Below are 25844 nucleotides of genomic sequence, written 5' to 3'. Positions count from 1 at the left end.
GGCTCTAGGATGGCGCGCTCCGGCCATCCTTCGCGGTCACCGCCCCGCCGGGACCGCCCGACCCCGCGCCGCACGCACGCCCCCTCCGGCGCAGTGACGATGGACTCCCAGACCTCTCAGGCATCCCAGCCCTCCCAGTCGCCCCATCCACCTCACAGCTTCCAGGTCGACCTGCGTGGTCTGGTGGACCTGCTCTCCCATCACCTCTACTCCAGCCCCAAGGTCTACCTGCGCGAGCTGCTGCAGAACGCCGTGGACGCCGTCACCGCCCGCCGGGCCGCCGACCCGGACGCCCCGACGCGGATCCGGCTGTACGCGGCGGACGGCGGGCTGCGGGTGGAGGACACCGGTGTCGGGCTCACCGAACCGGACGTGCACGGCCTGCTGGCGACCATCGGGCGCAGCTCCAAGCGGGCCGAGGGCCTGGAGGAGGCCCGGTCGGACTTCCTCGGGCAGTTCGGCATCGGGCTGCTGGCCTGTTTCGTGGTCGCCGAGCGGATCCGGGTGGTCAGCCGCAGCGCCCGGACGCCCGGGGCCCCGCCGGTGGAGTGGACCGCCCGGGACGACGGCTCGTACACCGTGCGCACGCTGCCCGACGCCGAGCGGCCCGAGCCGGGCACGACCGTGTACCTGACCGCGCGGGCCGGTGCGGCCGAGTGGCTGGCCCCGGAGCGGGTCCGCGACCTGGCCCGGGACTTCGGCTCCCTGCTGCCGTACGACGTCCGGGTGGGCGACGAGCCCGTCACCGAGCTGCCCGCGCCCTGGGACCGCGTCCATCCCGGTCCGGCCGGCCGCCGGGTGGCGCTGGCCCGGCACTGCCGTGAGCTGTTCGGGTTCACGCCGCTGGACTCCATCGACCTGGACGTGCCGGTGGCCGGGGTCCGCGGGGTGGCGTACGTGCTGCCGTCGGCGGTCAGCCCGGCCCAGCGGGCGACCCACCGCGTGCACCTGAAGGGCATGCTGCTCACCGAACGGGCCGAACAGCTGCTGCCGGACTGGGCGTTCTTCGTGCGCTGCGTCCTGGACACCGACAGCCTGCGGCCGACCGCCTCGCGCGAGTCGCTGTACGAGGACGAGACGCTGGCCGCCGTGCGCGACGCGCTCGGGACGCGGATCCGGTCCTGGCTGACCGGGCTCGCCGCCGGCGATCCCGAGCGCCTCGCGGCCTTCCTCGCCGTGCACCACCTGGGCGTGAAGTCCCTCGCCCGGCACGACGCCGGCATGCTGCGCACGATGCTGCCGTGGCTGCCGTTCGAGACGACCGACGGGCAGCTCTCTCTGGAGGAGTTCGCACGGCGGCACCCGGTGGTGCACTTCACGCGGACGGTCGAGGAGTACCGGCAGGTCGCGCCGATCGCGGCCGCCCAGGGCGTCGGCGTGGTCAACGGCGGTTACACGTACGACAGCGAGCTGGTCGAGGCGCTGCCGCGGGTGCGGCCGGGGACGGTGGTCGCCGAGCTGGACGCGGACACCGTGACCGCGCACCTGGACGCGGTGGACCCGGCCGAGGAGCTGGCGCTGTCCGGGTTCCTGGCCGCCGCGCGGGACCGGCTCGACCCGCTGGGCTGTGACGTCGTCCTGCGGGCCTTCCACCCGCTGACCGTGCCCGCGCTGCACCTGGACGACCGGGCCGCCCGGCACGAGCAGGCCCGCGCGGCGGCCGAGGAGCAGGCCGACGACCTGTGGGCGGGCATCCTGGGCTCGCTGCGCGGCAGCGCCCCGCGCGCGCGTCTGGTGCTCAACCACCTCAACCCGCTGGTCCGGCGGATCGGTTCGCTCGGCGACCCGGAGCTGATCGGCACCGCGACCGAGTCGCTGTACGGGCAGGCCCTGCTGATGGCGCAGCGCCCGCTCAGGCCGGCCGACTCGGCACTGCTCAACCGGGCGTTCATCGGGCTGCTCGAATGGGCGACCCACGGGGAGGGGGACGGACGATGAGCGGTATCACCGACTTCGACGCGCTGCGCCGGGCACTGGCGGAGAACTCCGAGCAGCCGGAGGGCCCGGCCCGCAACGCGCGCGCGGAGCAGCTGCTCGCCGAGGCCGAGAAGCTGGACGTCCCGCTCGCCGTGATCGAGGCGCTCGGGCACCAGCTGAAAGTCTACAACTACAGCTCCGAGAAGGACAAGATGTTCGTCCCGTTCGCGCGGCTGCTGCGCATGTGGGACGAGCGGCCCGAGGACTTCGACGCGTACGAGACGCACTCGCTGTACTGGGTCTTCAAGTGGATGTCGGCGGGCATGCTGGACCAGCCGCACATCCCGCTCGCGTCGGTGGAGAAGTGGCTCGGCGAGATGGAGCACCGCTACCGGCTCGCCGGGCACTCCGAACGGGCCGTGCGCAGCGCCGAGTTCAGCGTGGCCGCGCACATCGGGGACCTCGCGCGCGCGGAGCGGGCGTACGCGGCGTGGCTGGCCGCCGACCGGGACCGGATGGCCGACTGTCACGCCTGCGAGCTGCACGGGCAGGGCGTCTGGCAGGTGCGGTGCGGGCGCGACGCAGAGGCGCTCGAACTGTGGCGGCCGGTGCTGGAGGGCGAGTTCGCGTGCGCCCACGAGCCGCACAGTGTGCTCGCCTCCTCGCTGGCCCCGCTGCTGCGGCTGGGGCGCGTCGAGGAGGCCCGCGCGCACCACCTGCGGGGCTTCCGGCTGGTGCGGTCCATGGAGAGCATGCGGGGCGCGTACGCCGACCACGTGGAGTTCTGCGCGCTGACCGGGAACGAGGCGCGCGGTCTGGAGCTGCTGGCGGAGCGGCCGGCGTACTTCACGGACACCGGGCAGCCGCGCAGCCGGCTGGACTTCCTGGCCGTGGTGACGCTGCTGATGGACCGGCTGACCGAGCTGGGGCACGGCGGGCAGCGGGTGCCGGGGCCGGCCGGGCGGACCTGGACCGCGCGGGAGCTCGCCACGCACGCGCGCGCGGAGGCGACGGAGCTCGCCGAGCGGTTCGACCGGCGCAACGGCACGTCCGCCGTCGGCGACCGCGTCCGCGCGCGGATGGCCCAGCGCCCGCTGGCGGACCGCCTCCCGCTGGGCGTGCGTACGGTGCGTACCGCGCCGGCGCCTTCGCCCGCGGTCGCCCCCTCGGCGCCGGCGGCCCCCGCCGAACGGGACCTGCCCGCCCTGCTCGCCGAGGCGCGGCGCCTGTCGGCCACCCTGCGGCCGCAGGCCCTGGAGGCATGGGCGGCGGTCGCACGGGCCGCGCGGGACGGCGCCGCCCTCACGGCACGCGACCGCGCGGAGATCGCCGACCACGAGGCGATGGCCCGGGGGCCGGAGGGGATCGGGCTGTTCGAGCGAGCCGCGGCCCTGTACGCGGAGGCGGGCGACCCCGGCGAGGCCCTGGCGGCCCGCGCGCGCGGGGCCCACATCCGCGCCCTGACGGGCGAGCTGGACGCGGCGCTTACCACGGTCACGTCCCTGTACGACGAGGTGCTCGCCCTGTACGCCGACGAGGCCACCGGAGTACGCCAGACGGCGTCGGTGGCGATGAGCCGGGCCCGGGTACTGATGCGCCGGGTGCACGAGGCGGCGGGCGCGGGCGCCGGGGTCAGCGGGGATCAGGGGTTCGAGGAGTCCGCGGGGGCGGGTTCCGGGGAGGCCGGGCAGGAGGCCGGGAAGGCAGGGGACGAGCCCCGGGGAGACGGCATCGCGGAGGCCGAGGTCGCCGTGCGGGAGGTGCTGGCGCTCGTCGACGGGCGTGGTGGCGACGACGTGCGGCTGGCGGCGCGGGGCGCGGAGGCGTGGGCCATGCTCGGTGAGCTGGCCGGGGTTTCCGGCGACGCCGGGCGGGCGGCGGAGTCGTTCCGGCGGGCCGCCGACGCGTACGTGGCCGCCGGGCTCGCCTGGTTCGCGGTGGAGTACCAGGTGCAGGTCGCCGCCCTGGCCCACCAGACCGGTGACCCGGCCGGGGCCGAGCGGGCGCTGCGGGCGGCCCTGGAGCACGGGGCGCCGTACGTGGAGCCGGTCGGCCGGGCCCAGTTGCACCTTCAGCTCGCCGAGGTGCTCGGTGGCCGGGACGCTCCCGGTGAGGCGGCCGAGCACGCGCTGGAAGCCGCGCACTGGGCCGACGAGGCCGGTGAGAGCGGCACCCTGGGGGCCTGGGCGCGGCAGCAGCTCGGCGGTTTCCTGCTGCGCCGGGGCCGGTACGCGGAGGCCGCCGAGGTGCTGGAGTCCGCCCTGGCCGACCTCAGCGCCGACACCCACGGCGACGGGACGGTCGTCCAGGCCCGCTGGTGGCTCGGGGACTGCCTGGGCGAGCTGGGCGAGCACCGGGCCGCCGCCGAAGAGCGGCTCAAGGCCGCCGACCTCGCCCGGCACTGGCCCGAGCAGCAGGACCACGCCACGCTCGCCCACCTCGCCGCCGAGTCACTGGGCAACGCCGGGCTGGCGGCGGAGGCCGACCGCGCGTACGCGCGCGCGGGTGACCTGTGGCGCGCGCTCGGCAACACCCCGTTCCTGGTCCGTTCGCTGCGCGCCCGCGCCTGGCTCGCCCTCGACGGCGGGCCGGGGCCCGCGGACGCCCGCGCGCTGATGGGCCAAGCGGTACGGGAGTGCGAGACCGCGCTGGCGGCGGCCGAGGAGGCGGCGGACCGGGCGGAGCTGGCCACCGAACTGGGCGGCACGCACCGGCAGTTCGCGGAGCTGCTGGCCCGTTCGGCAGCCGAGGAAGCCCAGGAGGCCGGGGAGGCCGGGGGACCCGCGGCTGGGGACGCGTTCGAGGCGGCGCTGGAGCAGATGACCCGGGCCGTGGCGGTGTTCGCGACGCTCGGCGCGGCCGGACTGCACGACCGTACCGGCGCGGAACTGGCCGCGGGCCGGCTGGAGGCGGGCCTCGGCCGTCCGGCGCGGGCGGCGGCACGCGCGCGGGAAGTGCTCGCGGTCTACGAGGGCGCGGCCGACGGGGACGACACGGCCCGGGCCCGGCGGGAGGAGGCGGCCGAGTTGCTGGAGGCGGCACGTGAGCTGGAGGCGGCACGTGAGCTGGAGGCGGCACGTGAGCTGGAAGGGGAGGACGCCGAACGGGGCTGAGCCGGGGACTGAGCCGTTCCCGCCGTCACTCCACGCCGATCAGCAGCAGGGCCCCCTGCCGGCCGCCCCGGTACACCACCGTGTCCACGGCCAGGTAGGACTCCCGTACGCGTGCCTCCAGTCGTGCGGCGGCGTTCTCCGGCGCCTCGTCGCCGACGACGAGCGTGACCAGTTCCCCGCCGGCCTGGAGCATGCGGTCGAGGACGGTGCGGGCGGTGGCGGTGACGTCCGTGCCGATCACCGCGACGTCGCCGTCGATCAGGCCGAGCACGTCCCCGGCCTGGCAGACGCCTGCCGTCGTCCAGGACTGGCGCTCGGCGACGACGACCTCGGCGTACCGGGTGGCGCCCGCCGCCGAGGTCATCTGGACGACGTCCTCGTCGAACCGGCGCCCAGGCTCGTGCACCGCGAGCGCGGCGATGCCCTGGACCGCCGAGCGGGTCGGGATGAGGGCCACGCGGATGCCCTCGGTGCGGGCCTGTTCGGCCGCGGCGGCGGCCGTGTGGCGCAGGTCGGCATCGTTGGGCAGCAGCACGACCTCCCGCGCGTGGGCCCGCCGTACCGCCTGCACCAGCTCTCCGCTGGCGGGCGGCTCGCCGGGGCGGGCGAGGACGGTCGTCGCGCCCGACTCGGCGTACAGCGCGGCCAGCCCCTCGCCGGGTACGACGGCGACGACCGCCCGCTGGGCCCGCTCGCGCGGCGGGCGCTCGCGGCCGGTGCGCACGTCGCCGAGCCCGAAGTGGGTGATCCGGATCCGGTACGGCCGCCCGGCCTCCACGCCGGCCTCCACGGCGGCACCGGCGTCGTCGACGTGCACATGGACGTTCCACAGCCCGTCGCCGCCGACCACGACCAGGGAGTCCCCGAGTGCGTCGAGCCGCGCGCGCAAGCGCGCCACGGCCGCGTCGTCGGCCTCCAGGAGATAGATCACCTCGAAGGCCGGTCCGCCGGGTGCGGCGGCGTCGGCGCACCGCTCGGGGGCCGTCACGCGCGCGTGCGCGGGTGCGTCGCCGTCGGGAGCGGACGCGGGTACGGACACGGGTACGGGCACAGGTACCGGCACGGTTCCCTGGGGCTGCGGGATCTCCCGCAGCAGGGACTCGCGGGCCGGAAGCTCGCGGGCCGGGACGTCACGCACCGGAAGCTCGCGCACCGGCTCCCGTACCGCCTCCCCCGTGAACGCCTCGACCAGCGCCCCCAGCACCGCCACCAGCCCCCGGCCGCCCGCGTCGACCACACCGGCCCGCTCCAGCACGGCCAGCTGGGCCGGGGTCGCCGCGAGGGCCGTCCGCGCTCCCTCGTAGGCGGCCCGCGCGACCGTCCGGCAGTCGCCGTCGGCTCCCTCGGCGGCGTCGGCGGCGGCCGAGGCGACCGTGAGCACCGTGCCCTCGACGGGGCGGGCCACGGCCTGCCGGGCGGAGTCGGCGGCCCTGCGCAGGGCCAGCCGCAGTCCCCGGCCGTCGATGTGAGAGGCGTCACCGTCGTCCGCGAGCACCTGCGCCATCCCGCGCAGCAGCTGCGCGAGGATCGTCCCCGAGTTGCCCCGGGCCCCGATCAGCGCGCCGTGCGCCATGGCCCGGACGGCGTCCGCCAGCGCGGGCTCCCCCGAGCCGGTCTCGTACCCGGCGAACACCGCCTCGACGGCCGTCGCCGCCGACTCCACGGTCAGGTACAGGTTGGTCCCGGTGTCGCCGTCCGCCACCGGATAGACGTTGATCGCGTCGATCTCCTCCCGGGCCCTGCCCAGGGCCCGCAGCGCCAGACCGCACCAGGTGCGCACCGCGAGAGCATCGAGGAACGTCTGCGGCACCTGCGTCACCTGCGCCTCCTTGAGCTGGCTCGACGTGGGACGCAGCGTAGACCCCGGACCGGTTCCCTCCGGAAGAGGGCCGGGCCGGGAGCCCGCGCTGCCATGGTAGTTTCGTTGTACGGACGCAGCCGTTGTATGCTGCTCCGGTTGCCCGATCCGATCGGGCCATTCCCCTGGCAGCGCCACTCAAGATTCAGGTTCTATAGGATCTCGATCCCGGCATGCCGGGATCAACCGTAAGTGCATCTGAAGTCTTTGGAGTGACCCGTGGCTGCCAACTGCGACGTCTGCGGCAAGGGGCCGGGCTTCGGCAACAACATCTCGCACTCGCACCGCCGTACGTCCCGCCGCTGGAACCCGAACATCCAGCGTGTGCGTACCGTGGTGGGCGGGACGCCGAAGCGCGTGAACGCTTGCACCTCGTGCATCAAGGCCGGCAAGGTCTCGCGCTGACGCAACCTCCCCCACTCTCGACTCGTTCGAGCGGGGGAACCCCCATCCGCGCGCGGCCACTGTCTGGTTCGCTGCACTGAGCCGGTCCACCTCCGGGTGGGCCGGCTTTTTGCCGTACCCCCGGGGCCCTGGGCGCGCTCCAGTCCCAGATCTCCCGGCTACGCCCTCGCCGTCGACCCGGACTTGGTCGACGTGCACCGCCTCGCGCGCCTGGCCGCCGAGGGCCGGGCCGTACGGGCACTCACCGCCGGCGGTCATCCGCGGGCGGCGGCGCTCCTCGCCCGCCCTGGCACCGCGTCCGGGACTTCGCCAGGGGCTGCCAGAACGTCTCCGGCAACGCGGGGCCGTTCTTCGCCCCGGCCACCGAGCGGCGCATCCGCAACCGGCACCGGATGTACCGGCTGCTCGGCCGCCGGCCGGCTTCTTCAGGCGGCTGACGGAGAAGGCCGCGACCGCCGTCGAGCCGCCGGCCTACCCCGCCGGAGCCCTCAGCGGGCGTCCCGCCGCAGCGCCCACCCGTGGTCCACGGGCCCGATCCCCGCGCCGAGCGCGAACCCGGCGGCGATGGCCCCGGTGACGTACTCCTTGGCCGCCGCGACCGCCTCCGGTACGGACCGGCCCCTGGCCAGGCCGCAGGCGATGGCGGAGGCGAGGGTGCAGCCGGTGCCGTGGGTGTGCCGGTTGTCGTGGCGGGGTGCCCGCAGCAGGTGGACCTCGGAGCCGTCGGTGAGCAGGTCCACGGCGTCGCCCGCCAGGTGTCCGCCCTTGATCAGCACCCAGCGCGGCCCGAACTCCAGCACGGCCGCGGCGGCCCGTCGCAGATCGTCCTCCGACGCGACGCGGACGCCGGTCAGTTGGGCCACCTCGTCCAGGTTCGGGGTGGCCACGGTCGCCACCGGCAGCAGCCTCGTCCGTACGGAGTCCAGGGCGGAGGCGGCCAGCAGCGGGTCGCCGTGCTTGGAGACGCCGACCGGGTCGACCACGGCCGGTGCGTCCGTGCCGGAGATCAACTCGGCGACCGCCTCGACCAGTTCGGCGGAGGCCAGCATGCCGGTCTTCACGGCCTGGACGCCGATGTCGTCCACGACGCTGCGGTACTGGGCCCGGACCGCCTCCACGGGCAGCTCCCAGGCGCCCTGAACCCCCACCGAGTTCTGCGCGGTCACCGCGGTGAGCACGCTCATGCCGTGCACGCCGAGCGCGAGCATCGTCTTCAGGTCGGCCTGGATGCCGGCGCCGCCGCCGGAGTCCGAGCCGGCCACCGTGAGCACCCGGGGGATCACGACTCGATGTCCGCGAAGTGGTCCCAGCCGCCCTTGCTGGTCCAGGGCGCCCCGTCGACGGTCACCTGGGGCAGCGCGGAGGGGTTGAGGACCTCGCCGATGACCTTCCAGCGGGCCGGGAGCTTGGCGTCCGGCGGGAAGGTCGCCACGATCGCGTGGTCCTCTCCCCCGGTCAGCACCCACTGGAGCGGGTCGACGCCGACGGCCTGCCCGATGTCGTTCATCTGCGTCGGGATGTCGATCGCGCCGGAGCGGATGTCGATGCGGACCTTGCTGGCCTCGGCGATGTGCCCGAGGTCGGCGATCAGGCCGTCGCTGACGTCGCACATCGCGGTGGCGCCGAGCGCGGCGGCGGCCGGGCCCGCATGGTACGGCGGCTCGGGGCGCCGGTGGGCCTCGACGAAGGCGCGGGGCGAGCGGAAACCGCGGACGAGCACCGCGTACCCGGCCGCCGACCAGCCCAGCCAGCCGGTGACGGCCACGAGGTCGCCGGGCTGGGCACCCGCGCGCGTGACGGGTTCGTGGTTGCGCAGATCGCCGAGCGCGGTGATCGACACCATGATCGTGTCGCCGCGTACGACGTCCCCGCCGACCACGGAGGCGCCGGCGACCTGGCACTCGTCGCGCAGGCCGTCCATCAGCTCGGTCGGCCAGGTGACCGGCAGTTCCGCGGGGACGACCAGGCCGAGCAGGAGCGCGGTCGGCACGGCGCCCATGGCGGCGATGTCCGCGAGGTTCTGCGCGGCGGCCTTGCGGCCGACGTCGTAGGCCGTGGACCAGTCGCGGCGGAAGTGCCGGCCCTCCAGCAGGATGTCGGTGCTCGCCACCACCCGTCGGTCGGGCGCGGCGACCACCGCGGCGTCGTCGCCGGGGCCGACCCGGACCGCCGGGGTGGTGGTGAGACGGGAGGTCAGCTCCCGGATGAGCCCGAACTCACCTAGCTCACCCACTGTGCCCTTCATTGCCTCAAGCCCCTTCTGTGCCTTGCCACGCCCGGTCGCGCGTCACCAGTGTCCCCGATACGGTCGAGGTGACCGTCAACTTCCGTCGTGCCTGCACCCTGGCGCGCAAGCCCGGTTCCCGCAGGTCTCCCCTCGGGGAGCGGCGACGCGATACCGTGGCGTTCCTTTTCCCCACATGATCCTCGTGGCCGCCCTGGAGGTTCCGTGGTACAGGCGTACATCCTGATCCAGACGGAGGTCGGCAAGGCGTCGACCGTCGCCGAGACGATCAGCAAGATTCCCGGAGTGCTCCAGGCCGAGGACGTGACCGGGCCGTACGACGTCATCGTGCGGGCCCAGGCCGAGACGGTCGACGAGCTCGGCCGGATGGTGGTCGCGAAGGTCCAGCAAGTGGACGGCATCACGCGCACCCTGACCTGTCCGGTGGTGCATCTGTAGCCCCCGTCTACGCTTGGCCGGTGAACATCTTCCGTCACCGGCCCCTCGCCCTGCTCGCGCCGGCCCTGCTCGTCGCGGTCGCGGGCTGTTCCACGGCGGACGACAGCGGCACCGTGGCGGTTCCCACCCCTGACGCGCGGACCGCCCCGCTCTGCCGGGACCTGGACAAGGTCCTGCCGCGGAAGGTGGACGGGCAGCCGCGCGCCGACCCCGAGCCCCGGTCCGCCTACACGGCGGGCTGGGGAAGCCCGGCGATCATACTGCGCTGCGGCATCGTCCGGCCGCCGAAGATGGTCGATGCCAAGGTGGCCCTGGGCGAGGACCCGAACGCGATCGCCGGCGGGGTGAACGGCGTCGAGTGGCTGATGGAGAAGCAGGGCGACGGCACCTGGCGGTTCACCACGTCCAACCGCCGGGCGTATGTGCAGGTGACCCTGCCGAAGAAGCTGTCCGGGCCGGACGACAGCGCCCAGGTGATGACGGACCTGGCGCCGGCCGTGAAGAAGGCGATCCCGAAGGGGATCGCCTCCATGCGCGGCTGAGGGCCGAGGGGGTCAGCGCAGCCCCGTCGAGCGGCGCAGCGCCGCCTGCACCAGGCGGTCCACCAGCTCGGGGTAGCTGATCCCGCTCGCCTGCCACATCTGCGGGTACATCGAGATCGGCGTGAAGCCGGGCATGGTGTTGATCTCGTTGATCACGAACTCGCCGTCCTCGGTGAGGAAGAAGTCCGCGCGGACCAGGCCCTCGCAGGAGGCCGCCTCGAACGCCTCGACGGCGAGCGCGCGCACCTCGGCGGTCTGCTCCCCGGTGAGCGGGGCCGGGACGATGCCGGGCGTGGAGTCGATGTACTTGGCCTCGAAGTCGTAGTACGCGTGCGCGTCCGGCGGCGGGATCTCGGCCGGGGCGGAGGCGCGCGGGCCGTCCTCGAACTCCAGGACGCCGCACTCGATCTCACGGCCGCGTACGGCCGCCTCGACCAGGATCTTCGGGTCGTGGGACTGCGCCTCGGCGATCGCCTCGTCCAGGCCGGACAGGTCGTCGACCTTGGTGATGCCGATGGACGAGCCCGCGCGCGCGGGCTTCACGAACAGCGGCCAGCCGTGCTCGCCGGCGAAGTCGACGATCCGCTTGCGGGCGGCGGACTCGTCCTGGGCCCACTCGCGGGGGCGGATCACCAGGTACGGGCCGACCTTGAGCCCGTAGGAGGTGAAGATCCGCTTCATGTACTCCTTGTCCTGGCCGACGGCCGAGGCGAGCACGCCGGAGCCGACGTACGGCACTCCGGACAGCTCCAGCAGGCCCTGGAGCGTGCCGTCCTCGCCGTAGGGGCCGTGGAGCACCGGGAAGACCACGTCTACCTCGCCGAGCGCCTTGGGCACGGAGCCGGGCTCGCTGTAGACGACCTCGCGGTTCGACGGGTCGACGGGGAGCACCACGCCGCCCTCGTGCGATTCCGCCAGCTCGGCCACGCTGGGGGTGCGGCGGTCGGTGATGGCCATCCGCTCCGGCTCGTCGGCCGTCAGCGCCCAGCGGCCGTCCGTGGTGATGCCGATCGGCAGGACGTCGTACTTCGTCCGGTCGATGGCCTTGAGGACGGCGCCGGCGGTGACCACGGAGATCCCGTGTTCGGAACTGCGCCCGCCGAACACGACGGCCACGCGCGGCTTGCGCGACGGCTGCTCAGGGCTCTGGGGAAGGTTCTCGGTGCTCATATCGCGTTGAGGGTACCTGTAGGTAGCGCCCAAGTCAGCGCGCGCTCCCGGGCCGTCGCTCAGCGTCGCACGGACGGTCGCTCAGTGTCGTACCCAACCCCTCGCGAACGGCCCGACACCTCCCCGAACCCGACACGGGGACGCGCCCGCGGGCCAACGTCCCCGGACTCCCCCGGGCAAGGTCTGCCGGCCCGGCCCGGCCCATGCCCCGGCACCTCCCGGCGCCGACGCATCCTCAAGGCGCTGGCGTCTACGGGCTCGGCGTCTCCCCTCCCCCGACGCCTCCGGACCCCGGCCGCTTCCGGCGCTGGCGCGTCCCCCGGGGCGCAACGTCTCCCGGACTCACCGCCCTCGGACAACGCCCTAGGGCCCCCGCGCTTTCCCGGGTGCCAACGCCTCTGGCCCTCACCGCCTCCCCAGGCAACGTCTTCGGGCCTCCACGCCTCGCGTCACTGGCATCTCCCGGTCTCGACGCATCCCGTCCCGGCATCTCCCGGTCTCGACGCATCCCGGCGCTGGCACGTCCCCGGGGTCCAACGCCTCCCGCGCTGACCGCTCCCAGGCAACGTCTTCGGCCTCGACGCCTCCCGGGCCCGGCATCTCCCGGCGTTGGCACCTCCCCCGGCCCAATGCCTCCCGGGCTCACCGCCTCCCAGGGCAATGCCTTCCGGCTCCGGCACCTCCCGGCGCGGACACCCGCCGGGCTGACCGCCTCACCAGGCAACGTCTTCCGGCCTCCGCGCCTCCCGGTGTCGGCGTCTCCCAGGCCCGACGTCGGGCCGGCCTCCACGCCTCCCCAGGCCCAACGCCCCCGGGCACACCACCTCCCGGGGCAACGCCTTCCGGCTCCGGCACCTCCCGGCGCCGGCGCCTGCTCAGGGCCCAACGTCTCCAGGCCCCCACACCGCCCGACTCGGCTCCTCCCGGCCCCCGCACCGCCAGGCCCCGGCAGCTCCCGGCCGGTGCCGGCGCATGCGCGGGCCCGGCGTCTTCGAGACCCGGGGGCGACCCGGGCTCAGTGGCGCTCGGGCTTGGCGCTGCGGGCCATCAGTTCCTTCAGCGCGACGACCGGCGACTTGCCCTCGTGCACGATGCTGACGACCGTCTCGGTGATGGGCATGTCGACACCGTGCCGGCGGGCCAGATCCAGCACGGACTCGCAGGACTTGACGCCCTCGGCGGTCTGCTTGGTGACCGCGATGGTCTCCTCCAGCGTCATGCCCTTGCCGAGGTTGGTGCCGAAGGTGTGGTTGCGGGACAGCGGCGAGGAGCAGGTGGCCACCAGGTCGCCCAGGCCCGCGAGTCCCGAGAAGGTCAGCGGGTCGGCGCCCATCGCGAGGCCGAGCCGGGTGGTCTCGGCGAGGCCGCGCGTGATGAGCGAGCCCTTGGCGTTGTCGCCGAGCCCCATGCCGTCGGCGATGCCCACCGCGAGCCCGATGACGTTCTTCACCGCGCCGGCGAGTTCGCAGCCGACCACGTCGGTGTTCGTGTACGGCCGGAAGTACGGCGTGTGGCAGGCGGCCTGGAGTCGCTGGGCGACCCGCTCGTCGGTGCAGGCCACGACCGCCAGGGCGGGCATGCGGGCGGCGATCTCGCGGGCCAGGTTGGGTCCCGTGACGACCGCGATCCGGTCCGCGCCGACCTTGGCGACGTCCTCGACGACCTCGCTCATCCGCATGGTGGAGCCGAGTTCGACGCCCTTCATCAGGGAGACGAGGACGGTGTCCGGAGCGAGCAGCGGGGCCCACTCGGCGAGATTCGCGCGCAGGGTCTGGGAGGGGATGGACAGGACCGTGAAGTCGGCGCCGGCGGCGGCCTCCGCCGGGTCGGTGGTGGCCCGGAGGTTCTCGGGGAGTTCGACGCCCGGCAGGTAGTCGGGGTTGATCCGGGTGGTGTTGATCGCCTCGGCGACCTCCGCCCGGCGGGCCCACAGGGTGACCTCACAGCCGGCGTCGGCGAGCACCATGCCGAAGGCGGTGCCCCACGAGCCGGCGCTGAAGACCGCCACCCGTACCGGTGCGCTCACTTGCTCTGCCCTTCCACTTGCCGGCCCTCCGCCTGCGCCCGGGTGCGACGGCGCTGCTCGATCCGCTCGCGGCGCGGGTCGTAGGGCGTCTCGGGCGCCTTCTCGCCGCGGATCTCCTCCAGCTGGCGGGTGATGGCCGCCATGATGACCTCGGTGGCCTCCTTCAGCACCTCGGGGGTCATCTCCTGGTCGTAGAAACGGGAGAGGTCCACGGGGGGTCCCGCGAGCACGTGGTGCGTCTTGCGCGGGAAGAGGTTCGGCTTCTTGGCGTACGGCGGCAGCAGTTCGTTGGCGCCCCACTGCGCGACCGGGATGACCGGGCACTTGGTCTGCAGGGCGACCCGGGCGGCGCCGGTCTTGCCGGTCATGGGCCAGCCGTTCGGGTCGCGGGTGAGGGTGCCCTCGGGGTAGAACGCGACGCACTCGCCGCGCTCCACGGCGTCGATCGCGGCCCGGAAGGCGCTGAGCGCGTCCGTGGACTCGCGGTAGACGGGGATCTGCCCGGTGCCGCGCATGGCGGCGCCCACGAATCCCTTCTTGAAAAGCCCGCTCTTCGCCAGGAATCGCGGGACCCGTCCGGTGTTGTACTGATAGTGCGCGTACGCGAAGGGGTCCACGTGGGAATTGTGGTTCACCGCGGTGATAAATCCGCCCTCGGCCGGAATGTGCTCCATTCCTCGCCAGTCCCGCTTGATCAGAACCACCAGCGGCGGTTTGCAGATCACCGCGGCGAAGCGGTACCAGAAGCCGATTCTGCGGCGGGACACAAGGACACCTTCCTCTAGGGCTGCAACCCCGGCGGGGGCCGCACAAGTGTGGCCCCGGGCCGCCGGTCTGTCGAGAACACCGTACGCCCCGCCTCCCGCGGCGCCGGAGGGCGCGGGGGACAATGAGCGCGACTAGAGAGGGACGGTACGCCGGTGCAGTGGACCTTGGTCATCCCCCTGAAGCCCCTGGCGCGGGCCAAGAGCAGGCTCGCGGACACCGCCGACGACGGGGTGCGGCCGGGCCTGGCCCTGGCGTTCGCGCAGGACACGGTGGCGGCGGCGGTGGCATGTCCGGCGGTGTCGGATGTGGCGGTCGTCACGGACGACGAACTGGCCGGCCGGGAGCTGGCCGCGCTGGGCGCGCGCATCGTGCCCGACACCCCCGGCAGCGGCCTGAACGCGGCGCTGGCGCACGGCGCGGCCGTCGTGCGCGCGGTCCGTCCCGGCGCCGCGGTGGCGGCCCTGAACGCCGATCTGCCGGCCCTGCGTCCGGCGGAACTGTCCCGGGTTCTGGCGGCGGCCTCGCAATTCCCGCGCGCCTTTCTCGCGGACGCGGCGGCACTGGGCACGACTTTGCTGGCGGCGGCCGGTGATCGTGAATTGCGGCCGGCGTTCGGCCTCGATTCCCGTGCCCGCCACCGGGCCTCCGGGGCGGTGGAACTCGGGCTCGCGGAGGTGGATTCGGTCCGCCAGGACGTCGACACGGCCGCGGACCTGCGGGCGGCGCTGACACTGGGCGTGGGCCCGCATACGGCGGCGGCGTCGGCGGGACTCCTCATCCCGGGCCCCTGAAGCGCCCGAAAGGGCACGGGCCCTATCGAAAGCGCCGAGAGGGCACGGGGCCGTACCGACGTGCGGCTCCGCCGCGTGGGCGCGAGCGGCCCGTGACGGCCGGCGGCCGGCGTACGACGCGCACCCCCGACGGCGAGCCGGCGCAGGCACTACGCTGGCGGCCATGCAAGCGACCGCCTACACCTACGACCCGGAGACCCGCAGCGGCCAGGTGCTCCTCGACGACGGCACCCCGGTGCCCTTCGACGCGGCGGCGTTCGACCGGGGCGGACTGCGGCTGCTGCGGCCGGGACAGCGGGTGCGGATCGAGACGGAGTCCGAGGGCGGCGCCCTGCGGATCACCCTCGTAACCCTTCAAACCCTCTGACCGTCCTTACACACACCGCGGGCCGGGCTCCCTGGGGAGCCCGGCCCGGCGCGTGAATGCCCTGGCGGCCTTACGACGTCGCCTTGCGGGCGGTGGTCTTCTTGGCGGTGGTCTTGCGGGCCGTCGACTTCTTCGCCGGGGCCTTCTTGGCGGTGACCTTCTTCGCCGGAGCCTTCTGGGCCGTCGTCTTCTTGGCGGCGGTCTTCGTCGCGGCGGTCTTGGCGGTCGCCGTGGTCTTCTTGGCGGGAGCCTTCTTCGCCGTGGTCTTCTTCGCGGCGGCGGTGGTCTTCTTCGCCGCCGTCTTCTTCGCCGCGGTGCCCGCGGTCTTCTTCGCCGCACCCGCCGTCTTCTTGGCGGCGGCCTTCTTGCCGACGGCCTTCGCGATGGTGGGCGGCGGGCCGGACAGGCTGCCCTTCGGCGCCTTCTTGACCGCAACCTCGCCCCCGCGGGGGAGCTTCTTCGAACCGCTCACCAGGTCCTTGAAGCCCTGACCGGCGCGGAAGCGCGGCACCGAGGTCTTCTTGACCCGAACCCGCTCGCCCGTCTGAGGGTTGCGCGCGTAGCGGGCGGGGCGGTCCACCTTCTCGAAGGACCCGAAGCCGGTGACGGAGACCCGCTCGCCCGCGACGACCGCGCGGACGATGGCGTCCAGAACATGATCGACAGCGTCTGCGGCCTGCTGGCGGCCGCCCAACTTGTCGGCAATCGCTTCTACGAGCTGCGCCTTGTTCACGTCTTCCCCTTCGGAGACATCGCCAGAACGAAAGTGTTCAAGCTTTTTCGCACGTTAGGCAGATATATACCGCAAATCAAACACGAAACGGGCTTATCACCCTTGTGCCGCAACGGACTCGGCTGTCCCGGACGGTTCAGCGGTCCTCTTCGGGGACCCGGCCCGCGTCGAGATCCGCCGTGAACCGATCGAGCCGCCTTGCCGCGTCGGCGAGATCGTGCTTGGCCGCGGCCGTAATGACCAGCAGCTTCCGGGTCAGCGCCATCCGTACGCCCTCCGGGACTTGCAGTGCGCGCACCCTTGCGTGCGCTTCCTTGAGCTGGTTCGCGACCGCCGTGTAGAGCTGGAGTTGGCCGTCGTGTTCCATGCACAGATTGTGCCATCTGGGGCGAGTTGTCGCCTGCGCAGGGTGCAACTACCGCCTCAAATGGCCTTCCAGGCACTTGCGGAAGACACGAACACAGCACTCACCTACCCGGACAACAGCCCGCGTAACGTGGGAAGTTGAGCGGACCGGGGCGGAGTCGCAGGGCCGTTCGGGTGCAGACATGGCTGTACCCCCAATCGTGGCGATCGGGGGTACAGAGGGGGTGTTGGAGTGGCCGAAACCTGACCTTCGCGGGGGCCGGCCGGCTCCGGATCAGGCCTGGAGCGTCCGCGGCTTGTAGGCGGGCCGTCCGGCCTCGTAGGCGGCGATCTCGTCCTCGTTGCGGAGGGTGAGGGAGATGTCGTCCAGGCCGTTGAGCAGCCGCCAGCGGGAGTTCTCGTCCAGCTCGAAGGGGGCGGTGATGCCCGCCGCGCGCACCTCACGCGCCTCAAGGTCCACAGTGACCTCAGCCGTGGGGTCCGCTTCGACGATCTCCCACAGGGCGTCGACGGTCTTCTGGTCCAGGACGACGGTGAGCAGGCCGTTCTTCAGCGAGTTGCCACGGAAGATGTCGGCGAAGCGGGAGGAGATCACGGCCTTGAAGCCGTAGTTCTGCAGCGCCCAGACGGCGTGCTCGCGGGAGGAGCCGGTGCCGAAGTCGGGGCCGGCGACCAGGACGGTGGCGCCCTGCCGCTCGGGGCGGTTGAGGACGAACTCGGGGTCCTTGCGCCAGGCCTCGAACAGCCCGTCCTCGAAACCGTCCCGGGTGACCTTCTTGAGCCAGTGAGCAGGGATGATCTGGTCGGTGTCGACGTTGCTGCGGCGCAGCGGGACGGCCCGGCCGGTGTGGGTGGTGAAGGCTTCCATGATTCTCAGACTCCAGCGGGGACGTCGGTCAGGTCGGCCGGGGAGGCCAGGTGGCCCAGGACGGCGGTGGCCGCCGCGACCTGCGGTGACACCAGGTGGGTACGGCCGCCCTTGCCCTGCCGGCCCTCGAAGTTGCGGTTGGAGGTGGAGGCGGAGCGCTCGCCGGGGGCCAGCTGGTCGGGGTTCATGCCCAGGCACATCGAGCAGCCCGCGTGCCGCCATTCGGCGCCGGCCTCCTTGAAGACCACGTCCAGGCCCTCGGAGACGGCCTGCAGACCCACCCGCGCCGAGCCGGGCACGACCAGCATCCGTACGCCGTCGGCGACTTTGCGGCCCCGCAGCAGGTCGGCGGCGGCGCGCAGGTCCTCGATGCGGCCGTTGGTGCACGAGCCTACGAAGACGGTGTCCACGGTGATGGACCGCAGCGGCTGCCCCGCCTCCAACCCCATGTACTCCAGGGCCTTTTCGGCGGCCAGGCGCTCCGAGGCGTCTTCGTACGAAGCGGGGTCGGGGACGTGCGCCGAAAGCGGTGCGCCCTGGCCGGGGTTGGTGCCCCAGGTCACGAACGGCGACAGCTCGGCGGCGTCGATGACGACCTCGGCGTCGAAGACGGCGTCCTCGTCCGTGCGCAGCGTCTTCCAGTACGCGACCGCCGCGTCCCAGTCGGCGCCCTCGGGGGCGTGCGGACGGCCCTTGAGGTAGGCGAAGGTGGTCTCGTCGGGGGCGATCATGCCCGCGCGGGCGCCGGCCTCGATCGACATGTTGCAGATGGTCATCCGGGCCTCCATCGAGAGCTTCTCGATGGCGGAGCCGCGATACTCCAGGATGTAGCCCTGACCGCCGCCGGTGCCGATCTTCGCGATGATCGCCAGGATCAGGTCCTTGGCGGTGACGCCCTCGGGCAGCTCGCCGTCGACCGTGATCGCCATGGTCTTCGGGCGGGCCAGGGGCAGCGTCTGGGTGGCCAGCACGTGCTCGACCTGCGAGGTGCCGATGCCGAACGCCAGCGCGCCGAACGCGCCGTGCGTGGAGGTGTGCGAGTCACCGCAGACCACGGTGGTGCCGGGCTGGGTCAGGCCCAGCTGCGGGCCGACGACGTGGACGACGCCCTGCTCGACGTCGCCCAGCGGGTGCAGCCGCACCCCGAACTCGGCGCAGTTCTTGCGCAGGGTCTCCAGCTGGGCCCGCGAGACGGGGTCCGCGATGGGCTTGTCGATGTCGAGGGTCGGGGTGTTGTGGTCCTCGGTCGCGATGGTGAGGTCGAGGCGGCGCACCCGGCGGCCGTTCTTGCGGAGCCCGTCGAAGGCCTGCGGGCTGGTCACCTCGTGCAGCAGGTGCAGATCGATGTAGAGGAGGTCGGGCTCGCCCTCGGCGCGCCGGACGACATGGTCGTCCCAGACCTTCTCCGCGAGTGTCCTACCCATCGCTTTCCCTCCGGCCGGCAAGCGTCCACCGACCCAACTAGAGATCTTCAGCAGCGGTGGCCTGCCCGTCTCGGGGCCCCTGAACGTCGTGATTCCGGGCGTCCACCGCCAGGCCCGTTCGTCTGCGGGCCGCTGTGTGATTCAAGGGTGGCGCGTTCCACGGAAAATTGAACTTGCGTTTCACAGAGTGAGACGTGAGTATCGTTGCATGGACAACAGTAGCGGCGTCGGCGTTCTGGACAAGGCGGCCCTCGTCCTGAGCGCTCTGGAGTCCGGTCCGGCCACCCTCGCGGGTCTGGTCGGCGCGACCGGACTGGCACGACCCACGGCCCACCGCCTGGCCGTGGCCCTGGAACACCACCGCATGGTGGCACGCGACATGCAGGGCCGGTTCATCCTCGGTCCGCGCCTCGCGGAGCTCGCGGCGGCCGCGGGCGAGGACCGCCTGCTCGCGACGGCGGGCCCCGTGCTCACCCACCTCCGTGATGTCACCGGTGAGAGCGCGCAGCTCTACCGTCGCCAGGGTGACATGCGGATCTGTGTGGCCGCGGCGGAACGCCTGTCCGGTCTGCGGGACACCGTCCCGGTCGGCTCCACGCTCACGATGAAGGCGGGTTCCTCGGCGCAGATCCTGCTCGCCTGGGAGGAGCCGGAGCGCCTGCACCGGGGCCTGCAGGGCGCCCGCTTCACGGCGACGGCCCTGTCGGGCGTACGGCGGCGCGGCTGGGCCCAGTCCATCGGCGAGCGCGAGCCGGGCGTCGCGTCCGTCTCCGCGCCCGTGCGCGGCCCCTCCAACCGCGTGGTGGCCGCCGTCTCCGTCTCGGGCCCCATCGAGCGCCTGACCCGTCACCCGGGCCGCATGCACGCCCAGGCGGTCATCGACGCGGCGGGCCGCCTCTCGGAGGCCCTGCGCCGCTCGGGCTGAGAGCGGCGGAACCGCTCGGGCCGGGAAGCGGCCGCCCCAACGCCGCGGCGGCCCCTTCGCACCCCGGGCGGACTCCCCCCACGGCGCCTACGCGCGCACATCACCGCCCGACCGGCACGCGAACCGGTCCCTCGCGTACCGCCCCCGCTCCTCCAGCGGCACCTGCCCGTGCGCGGCGGCCAGTCCGAACGCCGGCATGTCCCCGTAGACCGCCTCGTAGGACCCCTCCGGCACGACGTACGCCTCGTGCCAGATCCCGACCTGCCCGCGCAGCTTCCCGGCCCGCTCCTTGCGGTTGATCCGGGCCCAGACCTGGTGGTGGAAGGCGTCCGGCGCGGTCGCGTAGGCGTACAGCTTGTCCTTGGACTCCCAGTACTGCACGACGTAGTACGTGCGCGGTGACGCCGTCAGCAGCACCTTGGCCAGCAGTCCGCGCGCGGGGTCCTTCTCCAGTTCCCGCAGCATCCGCAGCATCGCGAGCATCACCGGCAGCCACAGGTGGACGGCCCGGAAGCGGTTGACGCGCATGCCGATCAGCAGGACGACGACGTCGCCCTTCGCGTCGGCGGTCGTACGGGACACCATGACGGCCCCCTCATAGGTGAGCGGCACTATCCAACGGGCACTGCTTGGATAGTGGCGGTATCCCACAAGGAGCGCAAGACATGCGGCTCGCCGAACTGAGCAGACGCAGCGGTGTGGCCACCGCGACGATCAAGTACTACCTGCGCGAGGGCCTGTTGCCGCCGGGCCGCCGGGTCAACGCGACGACGGCCGACTACGACGAGGCGCACCTGCGCCGGCTGCGGCTGGTCCGCGCGATGATCCAGGTCGGCGGGCTCCCGGTGGCCACGGTCCGGGAGGTGCTGCGCCACGTCGACGACGAGTCCCTGGGCCGCACGATCCGGCTGGGCGCGGCCCTGTGGGCGCTGCCGCAGGTGCCGGAGCCCGACGAGGACGACGCGTACGTCCGGGCCGCGCGCCGGGAGGCGGACGAGTTGCTGGACCGGCTGGGCTGGTCGAACGCGAGGCTGCTGACGACGATCTCCCCCGCGTACCGCTCCCTGGTGGTGGCGGTCGCCGCGTTCCGCCGGCTCGGCTACGACTGGGACGGCGAACTGCTCGTCTCGTACGCCGAGTTGATGCACCGGACGGCGAGGCTCGATCTGGACTTCGTGGAGACCCGTTCGTCGGAGGCGGAGAAGGCGGAGACGGCGGTCCTCGGCGCGGTGCTGACCGAACCGATCCTGCAGGCCCTGCGCCGGCTGGCCCAGGAGGAGGAGTCGGCCCGGCGGTACGGCTTCGAGTAGCGCCGGGCACGGCGAAGGCCCCCCACTGACATGGAGGGCCTTCCCTGTACGTACCCCCGACCGGATTCGAACCGGCGCTACCGCCTTGAGAGGGCGGCGTGCTAGGCCGCTACACAACGGGGGCGTGGACTCTGCGTTTCCGCAGGTCCGAGCTGGTCTACCTGGACTCGAACCAAGACTAACTGAACCAGAATCAGTCGTGCTGCCAATTACACCATAGACCAATGATGGTTTAGACCAGTCAGTACCCCCGACCGGATTCGAACCGGCGCTACCGCCTTGAGAGGGCGGCGTGCTAGGCCGCTACACAACGGGGGCCCTAGCGATCCCGACGAGGTCGAGATCAGTACCCCCGACCGGATTCGAACCGGCGCTACTGCCTTGAGAGGGCAGCGTGCTAGGCCGCTACACAACGGGGGCTTTGCAGATAAGCTCTGCGAGCTGGCCTACCTGGACTCGAACCAAGACTAACTGAACCAGAATCAGTCGTGCTGCCAATTACACCATAGGCCACTGGAACTCAAGCCCCTACGGGGTTCTCGTTCTAGCTTGCTCCGCGGGGCTCCGGCCTTGCGGCCCGCGCCCCTCGGCGCAGGAAGAACATTACCCGAAGGTGGACGGGGCTCCAAAACGGCTATCCGAGCGGACGAGCGCCGGGAGTTCGGCGAGGGTCGAGATCCGGTGCGCCACGACCTCCCCGGCGGCTCGCGCGTAGGCCGCCCCGCGGTCGATCCACACCGACAGCAGCCCGGCCTCGGCGGCACCCCGCCCGTCTATCTCGGGGTGGTCGCCGACGTACGCCACCTCGTGCGGGGGCAGCCCCAGCGCCTCGCAGGAGGCCAGGAAGGCGCCCGGCTTCGGCTTGGAGACGCCCAGCTCGGCGGCGCACAGCACGGACTCGAACCGGTGGAGCAGGCCGAGCCTGCGCAGCTTGTGCTCCTGGACGGCCACGCTGGAGTTGGACAGCACCGCGTGCCGGTGGCTGGCCGCGAGGGCCTCCAGGGCGGGCAGGACGTCCGGGAAGACGCTCCAGGCCGCCTCGTAGTGCCCGATGTACCGCCCGAACCAGTCGTCGGCCTCCGCGTCGGTCACGTCCTTGCCCAGGAAGACCCGGACCCGGTCGCGCCGCTGGTCCTGGAAGGTGGTCTCGCCGGCGGCGTAGCGCGCCCACTGCTGCTCGGTGATCTCCCGCCACCGGGCCAGCGCGGCCTCGGCGCTGCTGTGGCCGGCGAGCAGCCCCTCCACCGCGAGGTGGGCCCGCATGCCCTCCCGGTCGGCGGTCGTGTAGTCGAACAGGGTGTCGTCCACGTCCCAGACCACGGCTCTGATCGTCATACGACCGACGGTACCGCCGCGCCCGCCGGGGCGCCGGGGAACCGGACCGTTGCCCGTCGGGCCCGGTCAGACCTGCTCACAGGCCGGGTCCGGGGCCACGAAGAAGTCCGTCACGAAGCAGGTGACCTCACCCGACGCCGAGCGGCCCGTCCAGGTGGGGTAGCAGCCGTCGCCCCAGCCGGAGGTGAACGCGGCCAGGCTGTGTCCGCCGTCCGCGGACCTGACCAGGTGCGGCCCCGCCGACCAGTCGCTGTTCTCGAACGCGTCCCACAGCGGCCCTTCCTCCTCCTGGGTCCCCGGGAACGCCTCCTCGGCCGAGGCGTCGTAGAAGCAGCCCGTGCCGGCGTCGACGCCGTACCCGTAGAACTCGTCGTCCCCCAGTCCGGCGGGGTCCTGGCCGGGGAGCAGGGCCAGTTCCCAGGTGACGGCCGGCTCGTCGCGGATGACGAGGCGGGCGGCGGCCACGCGCAGGTGGGGTATCCCGGACGGGGGCTCGCCGGGCCGGGTGAGGGTCGCGACGGCCGCGTCGACGCGGTAGCGGCCGGGCTCGACGGTGGCCGTGAAGGGCTCGACGTCGCCGCTGCCGAGGTAGACGAACGGGTCGCTCGCGACGACCCGGCCGGTGGGCAGGTCCAGCTCGCCGCCGTCGGCCAGGTGGATCACACCCGTGGTCCCGGACTCGTAGGCGAACGTGCTGCCCGGGGTGAACAGCCAGGTGTAGTCCCGCGGACTCATCGGCATGACGGCGCCCTCCTCGATCCCGCTCGCTGCGCGAGCCGTGTGAGCCGGAACACTAGTGCGGCCCACTGACAGGCATGCCGAAGGGGCGGCAGCCGTACGGCCACCGCCCCCGGGTACGCGTGCGCCTACGCCGTCAGCCTGGCCAGCGCCGCGTCGACGCGGGCCAGGGTCTTCTCCTTGCCCAGGATCTCCAGGGACTCGAAGAGCGGCAGGCCGACGGTGCGGCCGGTGACGGCCACCCGGACCGGGGCCTGGGCCTTGCCGAGCTTGAGGCCGTGCGCCTCGCCGGCGGCCAGGACGGCCTCCTTGAGCGACTCGGCCGAGGACCAGTCCGCCGCCTGAAGCTTCTCGCGGGCGGTGCGCAGCAGGGCGTCGGAGCCCTCCTTCATCGCCTTGGTCCACGAGGCCTCGTCGAAGACCGGCTCCGGCAGGAACAGGAAGTCGACGTTGTCGGTGATCTCGGACAGCACCTTCAGCCGGGTCTGGGCGTGCGGGGCGATCGCCTGCCACTTGGCCTCGTCGAAGTCCTCCGGCGCCCAGGGCGCGAACGGGGCCTTCAGCCAGGGGCGGCAGCGCTCGGTGAACTCCTTCACGTCCAGCATGCGGATGTGGTCGGCGTTGATCGCCTCGCACTTCTTCAGGTCGAAGCGCGCCGGGTTGGGGTTCACGTCGGCGACGTCGAAGGCCCGGACCATCTCCTCGATCGAGAAGATGTCCTGGTCCGCGGAGAGCGACCAGCCCAGCAGGGACAGGTAGTTGAGCAGGCCCTCGGGCAGGAAGCCGCGCTCGCGGTAGAGGTTGAGGGACGACTGCGGGTCGCGCTTGGAGAGCTTCTTGTTGCCCTCGCCCATGACGTACGGCAGGTGGCCGAAGCGCGGGACCTGCTGCGCGATGCCCAGCTCGATCAGCGCCTTGTACAGCGCGATCTGGCGCGGGGTGGAGGAGAGCAGGTCCTCGCCGCGCAGGACGTGGGTGATCTCCATCAGCGCGTCGTCGACCGGGTTGACCAGCGTGTACAGCGGGGCGCCGTTCGCGCGGACGATGCCGTAGTCGGGCACGTTCTCCGGGGTGAAGGTCAGCTCGCCGCGGACCAGGTCGGTGAAGGTGATCGTCTCGTCCGGCATCCGGAAGCGGACGATCGGGGTGCGGCCCTGGGCCTTGTACTCCTCGATCTGCTCGGCGCTCAGGTCGCGGCAGTGGCCGTCGTAGCCGGAGGGCCGGCCGGCGGCGCGGGCGGCCTCGCGGCGGGTGTCCAGCTCCTCCTGGGAGCAGTAGCAGTGGTAGGCGTGGCCGCCGTCCAGCAGCTTGCGCGCGACGTCGGCGTAGATGTCCATGCGCTGCGACTGGCGGTACGGCGCGTGCGGTCCGCCGACCTCGGGGCCCTCGTCCCAGTCGAAGCCGAGCCAGCGCATCGCGTCGAGCAGCTGGTTGTACGACTCCTCCGAGTCGCGGGCCGCGTCGGTGTCCTCGATGCGGAAGACCAGGGTGCCCTGGTGGTGCCGGGCGAACGCCCAGTTGAACAGGGCGGTGCGGACCAGGCCCACGTGGGGGTTACCGGTGGGCGAGGGGCAGAAACGGACGCGTACGGAGCCGGGTGCGCTAGCCACGCTTGACAACCTTGTTGGTGAGAGTGCCGATGCCTTCGATGGTGACGGCGACCTCGTCGCCGACGCTCAGGGGGCCGACCCCCGCGGGGGTGCCGGTGAGGATCACGTCGCCGGGGAGCAGCGTCATGGCCTCGGAGATGTTGACGATCAGGTCCTCGATGGGGTGGATCATCTCGCTCGTGCGGCCGAGCTGGCGCTGTTCGCCGTTGACCGTGAGCTGGACGGTGAGGTCGTTGGCGGCGTCGACCGTGAGGCCGGTCTCCACCCAGGGGCCGAGCGGGCAGGAGGTGTCGAAGCCCTTGGCCCGCGCCCACTGCTTCTCGCGCTTCTGCACGTCGCGGGCGGTGACGTCGTTGGCGCAGGTGTAGCCGAAGATCACGTCCTTGACGCGCTCGCGCGGGACCTCGCGGCACAGGCGGCCGATGACGACGGCCAGCTCGGCCTCGTGGTGCAGTTCCCGCGAGAACGAGGGGTACTGGATGTCGTCGCCGGGGCCGATCACGGAGGTGGACGGCTTGAAGAAGGCGAAGGGCGCCTCGGGCACGTCGTTGCCCAGTTCGCGCGCGTGCTCGGCGTAGTTGCGGCCGAAGGCCACGACCTTGTTGGGGAGCACCGGCGGGAGCAGCCTGACCTTGCTCAGCGGCACCTTCGTCCCGGACAGCTCGAAGTCCGCGAACGGGATGCCCTTGATGATGTCGAGGACGAGTTCGTCCTGCTTGTCGCCCTCGACCGCGCCGAAGGCTACGTTCCCGTCGATGGAGAACCTGGCGATGCGCACGGGATGCTCGCGCCCCTATCTGAGAACCGGCGTACTGACGCCTCAGGTTATCGGAGCTATGCGAAGTTGTTCGCTTCCGGGGGCATCGCCGCAGGTCAGAAGCGGGTCACCGGGGCG

The 25844-nt window shown here is 72.8% G+C and carries 24 protein-coding genes and 5 tRNA genes; 9 read left to right on the top strand and 20 right to left on the bottom strand.

The window, feature by feature from the left end; all coding sequences use genetic code 11:
- The first annotated feature begins 99 nt into the window (after positions 1 to 99).
- Positions 100 to 1938, top strand: coding sequence for an HSP90 family protein (locus AB0947_RS16850; RefSeq protein ID WP_366751084.1), 1839 nt, complete (start codon positions 100 to 102; stop codon positions 1936 to 1938).
- Positions 1935 to 5030, top strand: coding sequence for a tetratricopeptide repeat protein (locus AB0947_RS16845; protein ID WP_366751083.1), 3096 nt, complete (start codon positions 1935 to 1937; stop codon positions 5028 to 5030). The genes AB0947_RS16850 and AB0947_RS16845 overlap by 4 nt, the downstream gene beginning before the upstream one ends.
- Before the next feature lie 25 nt (positions 5031 to 5055).
- Here AB0947_RS16845 and AB0947_RS16840 read toward each other — a convergent pair whose 3' ends face one another.
- Positions 5056 to 6849, bottom strand: a complete 1794-nt coding sequence (locus tag AB0947_RS16840; protein ID WP_366751082.1) for a DAK2 domain-containing protein — start codon at positions 6847 to 6849, stop codon at positions 5056 to 5058.
- A 258-nt stretch (positions 6850 to 7107) separates the two neighbouring features.
- Between AB0947_RS16840 and rpmB the strand changes: the two genes are divergently transcribed.
- Complete coding sequence (gene rpmB / locus AB0947_RS16835) at positions 7108 to 7293, top strand: 50S ribosomal protein L28 (RefSeq protein ID WP_003993230.1); 186 nt, start codon at positions 7108 to 7110, stop codon at positions 7291 to 7293.
- A gap of 488 nt (positions 7294 to 7781) precedes the next feature.
- On the opposite strand, the gene thiD is transcribed toward rpmB, so the two are convergent.
- Together thiD and AB0947_RS16825 are read right to left on the bottom strand one after the other, a co-directional pair.
- Entirely contained in the window at positions 7782 to 8576 is a 795-nt protein-coding gene (gene thiD, locus AB0947_RS16830; protein WP_366751081.1) for a bifunctional hydroxymethylpyrimidine kinase/phosphomethylpyrimidine kinase, read from the bottom strand.
- Positions 8573 to 9538, bottom strand: coding sequence for a thiamine-phosphate kinase (locus AB0947_RS16825; protein WP_366751080.1), 966 nt, complete (start codon positions 9536 to 9538; stop codon positions 8573 to 8575). The genes thiD and AB0947_RS16825 overlap by 4 nt, the downstream gene beginning before the upstream one ends.
- Before the next feature lie 204 nt (positions 9539 to 9742).
- Between AB0947_RS16825 and AB0947_RS16820 the strand changes: the two genes are divergently transcribed.
- Positions 9743 to 9976 carry an Lrp/AsnC ligand binding domain-containing protein gene (locus tag AB0947_RS16820; protein WP_030649166.1) on the top strand — a complete coding sequence of 78 codons (234 nt, stop codon included), beginning with the start codon at positions 9743 to 9745 and terminating at the stop codon, positions 9974 to 9976.
- 20 nt (positions 9977 to 9996) lie between these two features.
- Positions 9997 to 10518 carry a DUF3515 domain-containing protein gene (locus tag AB0947_RS16815; RefSeq protein ID WP_366751079.1) on the top strand — a complete coding sequence of 174 codons (522 nt, stop codon included), beginning with the start codon at positions 9997 to 9999 and terminating at the stop codon, positions 10516 to 10518.
- A gap of 12 nt (positions 10519 to 10530) precedes the next feature.
- Here the strand turns inward: AB0947_RS16815 and AB0947_RS16810 are convergent, their stop codons facing one another.
- The 3 genes from AB0947_RS16810 to AB0947_RS16800 all read right to left on the bottom strand — a co-directional run bounded on the left by AB0947_RS16810 (position 10531) and on the right by AB0947_RS16800 (position 14481).
- Entirely contained in the window at positions 10531 to 11688 is a 1158-nt protein-coding gene (locus AB0947_RS16810) for a D-alanine--D-alanine ligase family protein (protein ID WP_366751078.1), read from the bottom strand.
- Positions 11689 to 12703: 1015 nt separating this feature from the next.
- Positions 12704 to 13714, bottom strand: a complete 1011-nt coding sequence (locus tag AB0947_RS16805) for an NAD(P)H-dependent glycerol-3-phosphate dehydrogenase (RefSeq protein ID WP_366751077.1) — start codon at positions 13712 to 13714, stop codon at positions 12704 to 12706.
- Complete coding sequence (locus tag AB0947_RS16800) at positions 13711 to 14481, bottom strand: lysophospholipid acyltransferase family protein (RefSeq protein WP_366751076.1); 771 nt, start codon at positions 14479 to 14481, stop codon at positions 13711 to 13713. Before AB0947_RS16800 ends, AB0947_RS16805 begins: the two co-directional genes overlap by 4 nt.
- Positions 14482 to 14634: 153 nt before the next feature.
- Between AB0947_RS16800 and cofC the strand changes: the two genes are divergently transcribed.
- Positions 14635 to 15273 (top strand): 2-phospho-L-lactate guanylyltransferase, encoded by a 639-nt coding sequence (gene cofC, locus AB0947_RS16795; RefSeq protein ID WP_366751075.1) that lies wholly within the window; start codon positions 14635 to 14637, stop codon positions 15271 to 15273.
- Positions 15274 to 15436: 163 nt separating this feature from the next.
- Positions 15437 to 15640 (top strand): hypothetical protein, encoded by a 204-nt coding sequence (locus AB0947_RS16790; protein WP_014675226.1) that lies wholly within the window; start codon positions 15437 to 15439, stop codon positions 15638 to 15640.
- 70 nt (positions 15641 to 15710) lie between these two features.
- Here the strand turns inward: AB0947_RS16790 and AB0947_RS16785 are convergent, their stop codons facing one another.
- From AB0947_RS16785 to leuC, 4 genes are all read right to left on the bottom strand, one after another.
- Complete coding sequence (locus tag AB0947_RS16785; RefSeq protein WP_366751074.1) at positions 15711 to 16373, bottom strand: HU family DNA-binding protein; 663 nt, start codon at positions 16371 to 16373, stop codon at positions 15711 to 15713.
- Positions 16374 to 16509: 136 nt separating this feature from the next.
- Positions 16510 to 16740, bottom strand: coding sequence for a hypothetical protein (locus tag AB0947_RS16780; protein WP_171152489.1), 231 nt, complete (start codon positions 16738 to 16740; stop codon positions 16510 to 16512).
- Positions 16741 to 17013: 273 nt separating this feature from the next.
- The gene (gene leuD / locus AB0947_RS16775) at positions 17014 to 17607 is read right to left on the bottom strand and encodes a 3-isopropylmalate dehydratase small subunit (protein ID WP_366751073.1); all 594 of its coding nucleotides are present in this window, start codon (positions 17605 to 17607) and stop codon (positions 17014 to 17016) included.
- A gap of 5 nt (positions 17608 to 17612) precedes the next feature.
- A complete protein-coding gene (gene leuC, locus AB0947_RS16770) occupies positions 17613 to 19031 on the bottom strand; it encodes a 3-isopropylmalate dehydratase large subunit (protein ID WP_366751072.1) in 1419 nt (472 codons plus the stop codon).
- A gap of 208 nt (positions 19032 to 19239) precedes the next feature.
- Here leuC and ndgR point away from each other — a divergent pair, with 208 nt between their 5' ends.
- Positions 19240 to 19956 carry an IclR family transcriptional regulator NdgR gene (ndgR, locus tag AB0947_RS16765; RefSeq protein ID WP_014675221.1) on the top strand — a complete coding sequence of 239 codons (717 nt, stop codon included), beginning with the start codon at positions 19240 to 19242 and terminating at the stop codon, positions 19954 to 19956.
- Between the two features lie 87 nt (positions 19957 to 20043).
- Here the strand turns inward: ndgR and AB0947_RS16760 are convergent, their stop codons facing one another.
- Positions 20044 to 20541 carry a DUF4188 domain-containing protein gene (locus AB0947_RS16760; protein ID WP_366751071.1) on the bottom strand — a complete coding sequence of 166 codons (498 nt, stop codon included), beginning with the start codon at positions 20539 to 20541 and terminating at the stop codon, positions 20044 to 20046.
- Between the two features lie 80 nt (positions 20542 to 20621).
- Between AB0947_RS16760 and AB0947_RS16755 the strand changes: the two genes are divergently transcribed.
- Positions 20622 to 21266, top strand: coding sequence for a MerR family transcriptional regulator (locus AB0947_RS16755; RefSeq protein ID WP_366751070.1), 645 nt, complete (start codon positions 20622 to 20624; stop codon positions 21264 to 21266).
- Between the two features lie 51 nt (positions 21267 to 21317).
- Here AB0947_RS16755 and AB0947_RS16750 read toward each other — a convergent pair.
- The 9 genes from AB0947_RS16750 to AB0947_RS16710 form a co-directional block, all read right to left on the bottom strand.
- Positions 21318 to 21390 (bottom strand) — tRNA-Glu (locus AB0947_RS16750).
- Positions 21391 to 21418: 28 nt separating this feature from the next.
- Positions 21419 to 21490, bottom strand: a tRNA-Gln gene (locus AB0947_RS16745).
- A 21-nt stretch (positions 21491 to 21511) separates the two neighbouring features.
- Positions 21512 to 21584 (bottom strand) — tRNA-Glu (locus tag AB0947_RS16740).
- A gap of 29 nt (positions 21585 to 21613) precedes the next feature.
- A tRNA-Glu gene (locus AB0947_RS16735) sits at positions 21614 to 21686 on the bottom strand.
- Positions 21687 to 21707: 21 nt separating this feature from the next.
- Positions 21708 to 21779: transfer RNA gene (locus AB0947_RS16730), tRNA-Gln, on the bottom strand.
- A 90-nt stretch (positions 21780 to 21869) separates the two neighbouring features.
- On the bottom strand, positions 21870 to 22601 hold the full coding sequence (locus AB0947_RS16725; RefSeq protein WP_366751069.1) for an HAD family hydrolase: 732 nt from the start codon (positions 22599 to 22601) through the stop codon (positions 21870 to 21872).
- A gap of 66 nt (positions 22602 to 22667) precedes the next feature.
- Positions 22668 to 23342: a DUF4241 domain-containing protein gene (locus AB0947_RS16720; protein WP_366751068.1), complete on the bottom strand. Its 675-nt coding sequence runs from the start codon at positions 23340 to 23342 to the stop codon at positions 22668 to 22670.
- Between the two features lie 125 nt (positions 23343 to 23467).
- A complete protein-coding gene (gltX, locus tag AB0947_RS16715; protein ID WP_366751067.1) occupies positions 23468 to 24949 on the bottom strand; it encodes a glutamate--tRNA ligase in 1482 nt (493 codons plus the stop codon).
- Entirely contained in the window at positions 24942 to 25727 is a 786-nt protein-coding gene (locus AB0947_RS16710) for a fumarylacetoacetate hydrolase family protein (protein ID WP_366751066.1), read from the bottom strand. Before AB0947_RS16710 ends, gltX begins: the two co-directional genes overlap by 8 nt.
- Positions 25728 to 25844 lie beyond the last annotated feature (117 nt).

It is taken from the genome of Streptomyces sp. NPDC047841 (assembly GCF_040704085.1).
Lineage (GTDB): Bacteria > Actinomycetota > Actinomycetes > Streptomycetales > Streptomycetaceae > Streptomyces > Streptomyces argyrophylli.
This window is presented reverse-complemented; position numbering and strand designations above follow the sequence as displayed.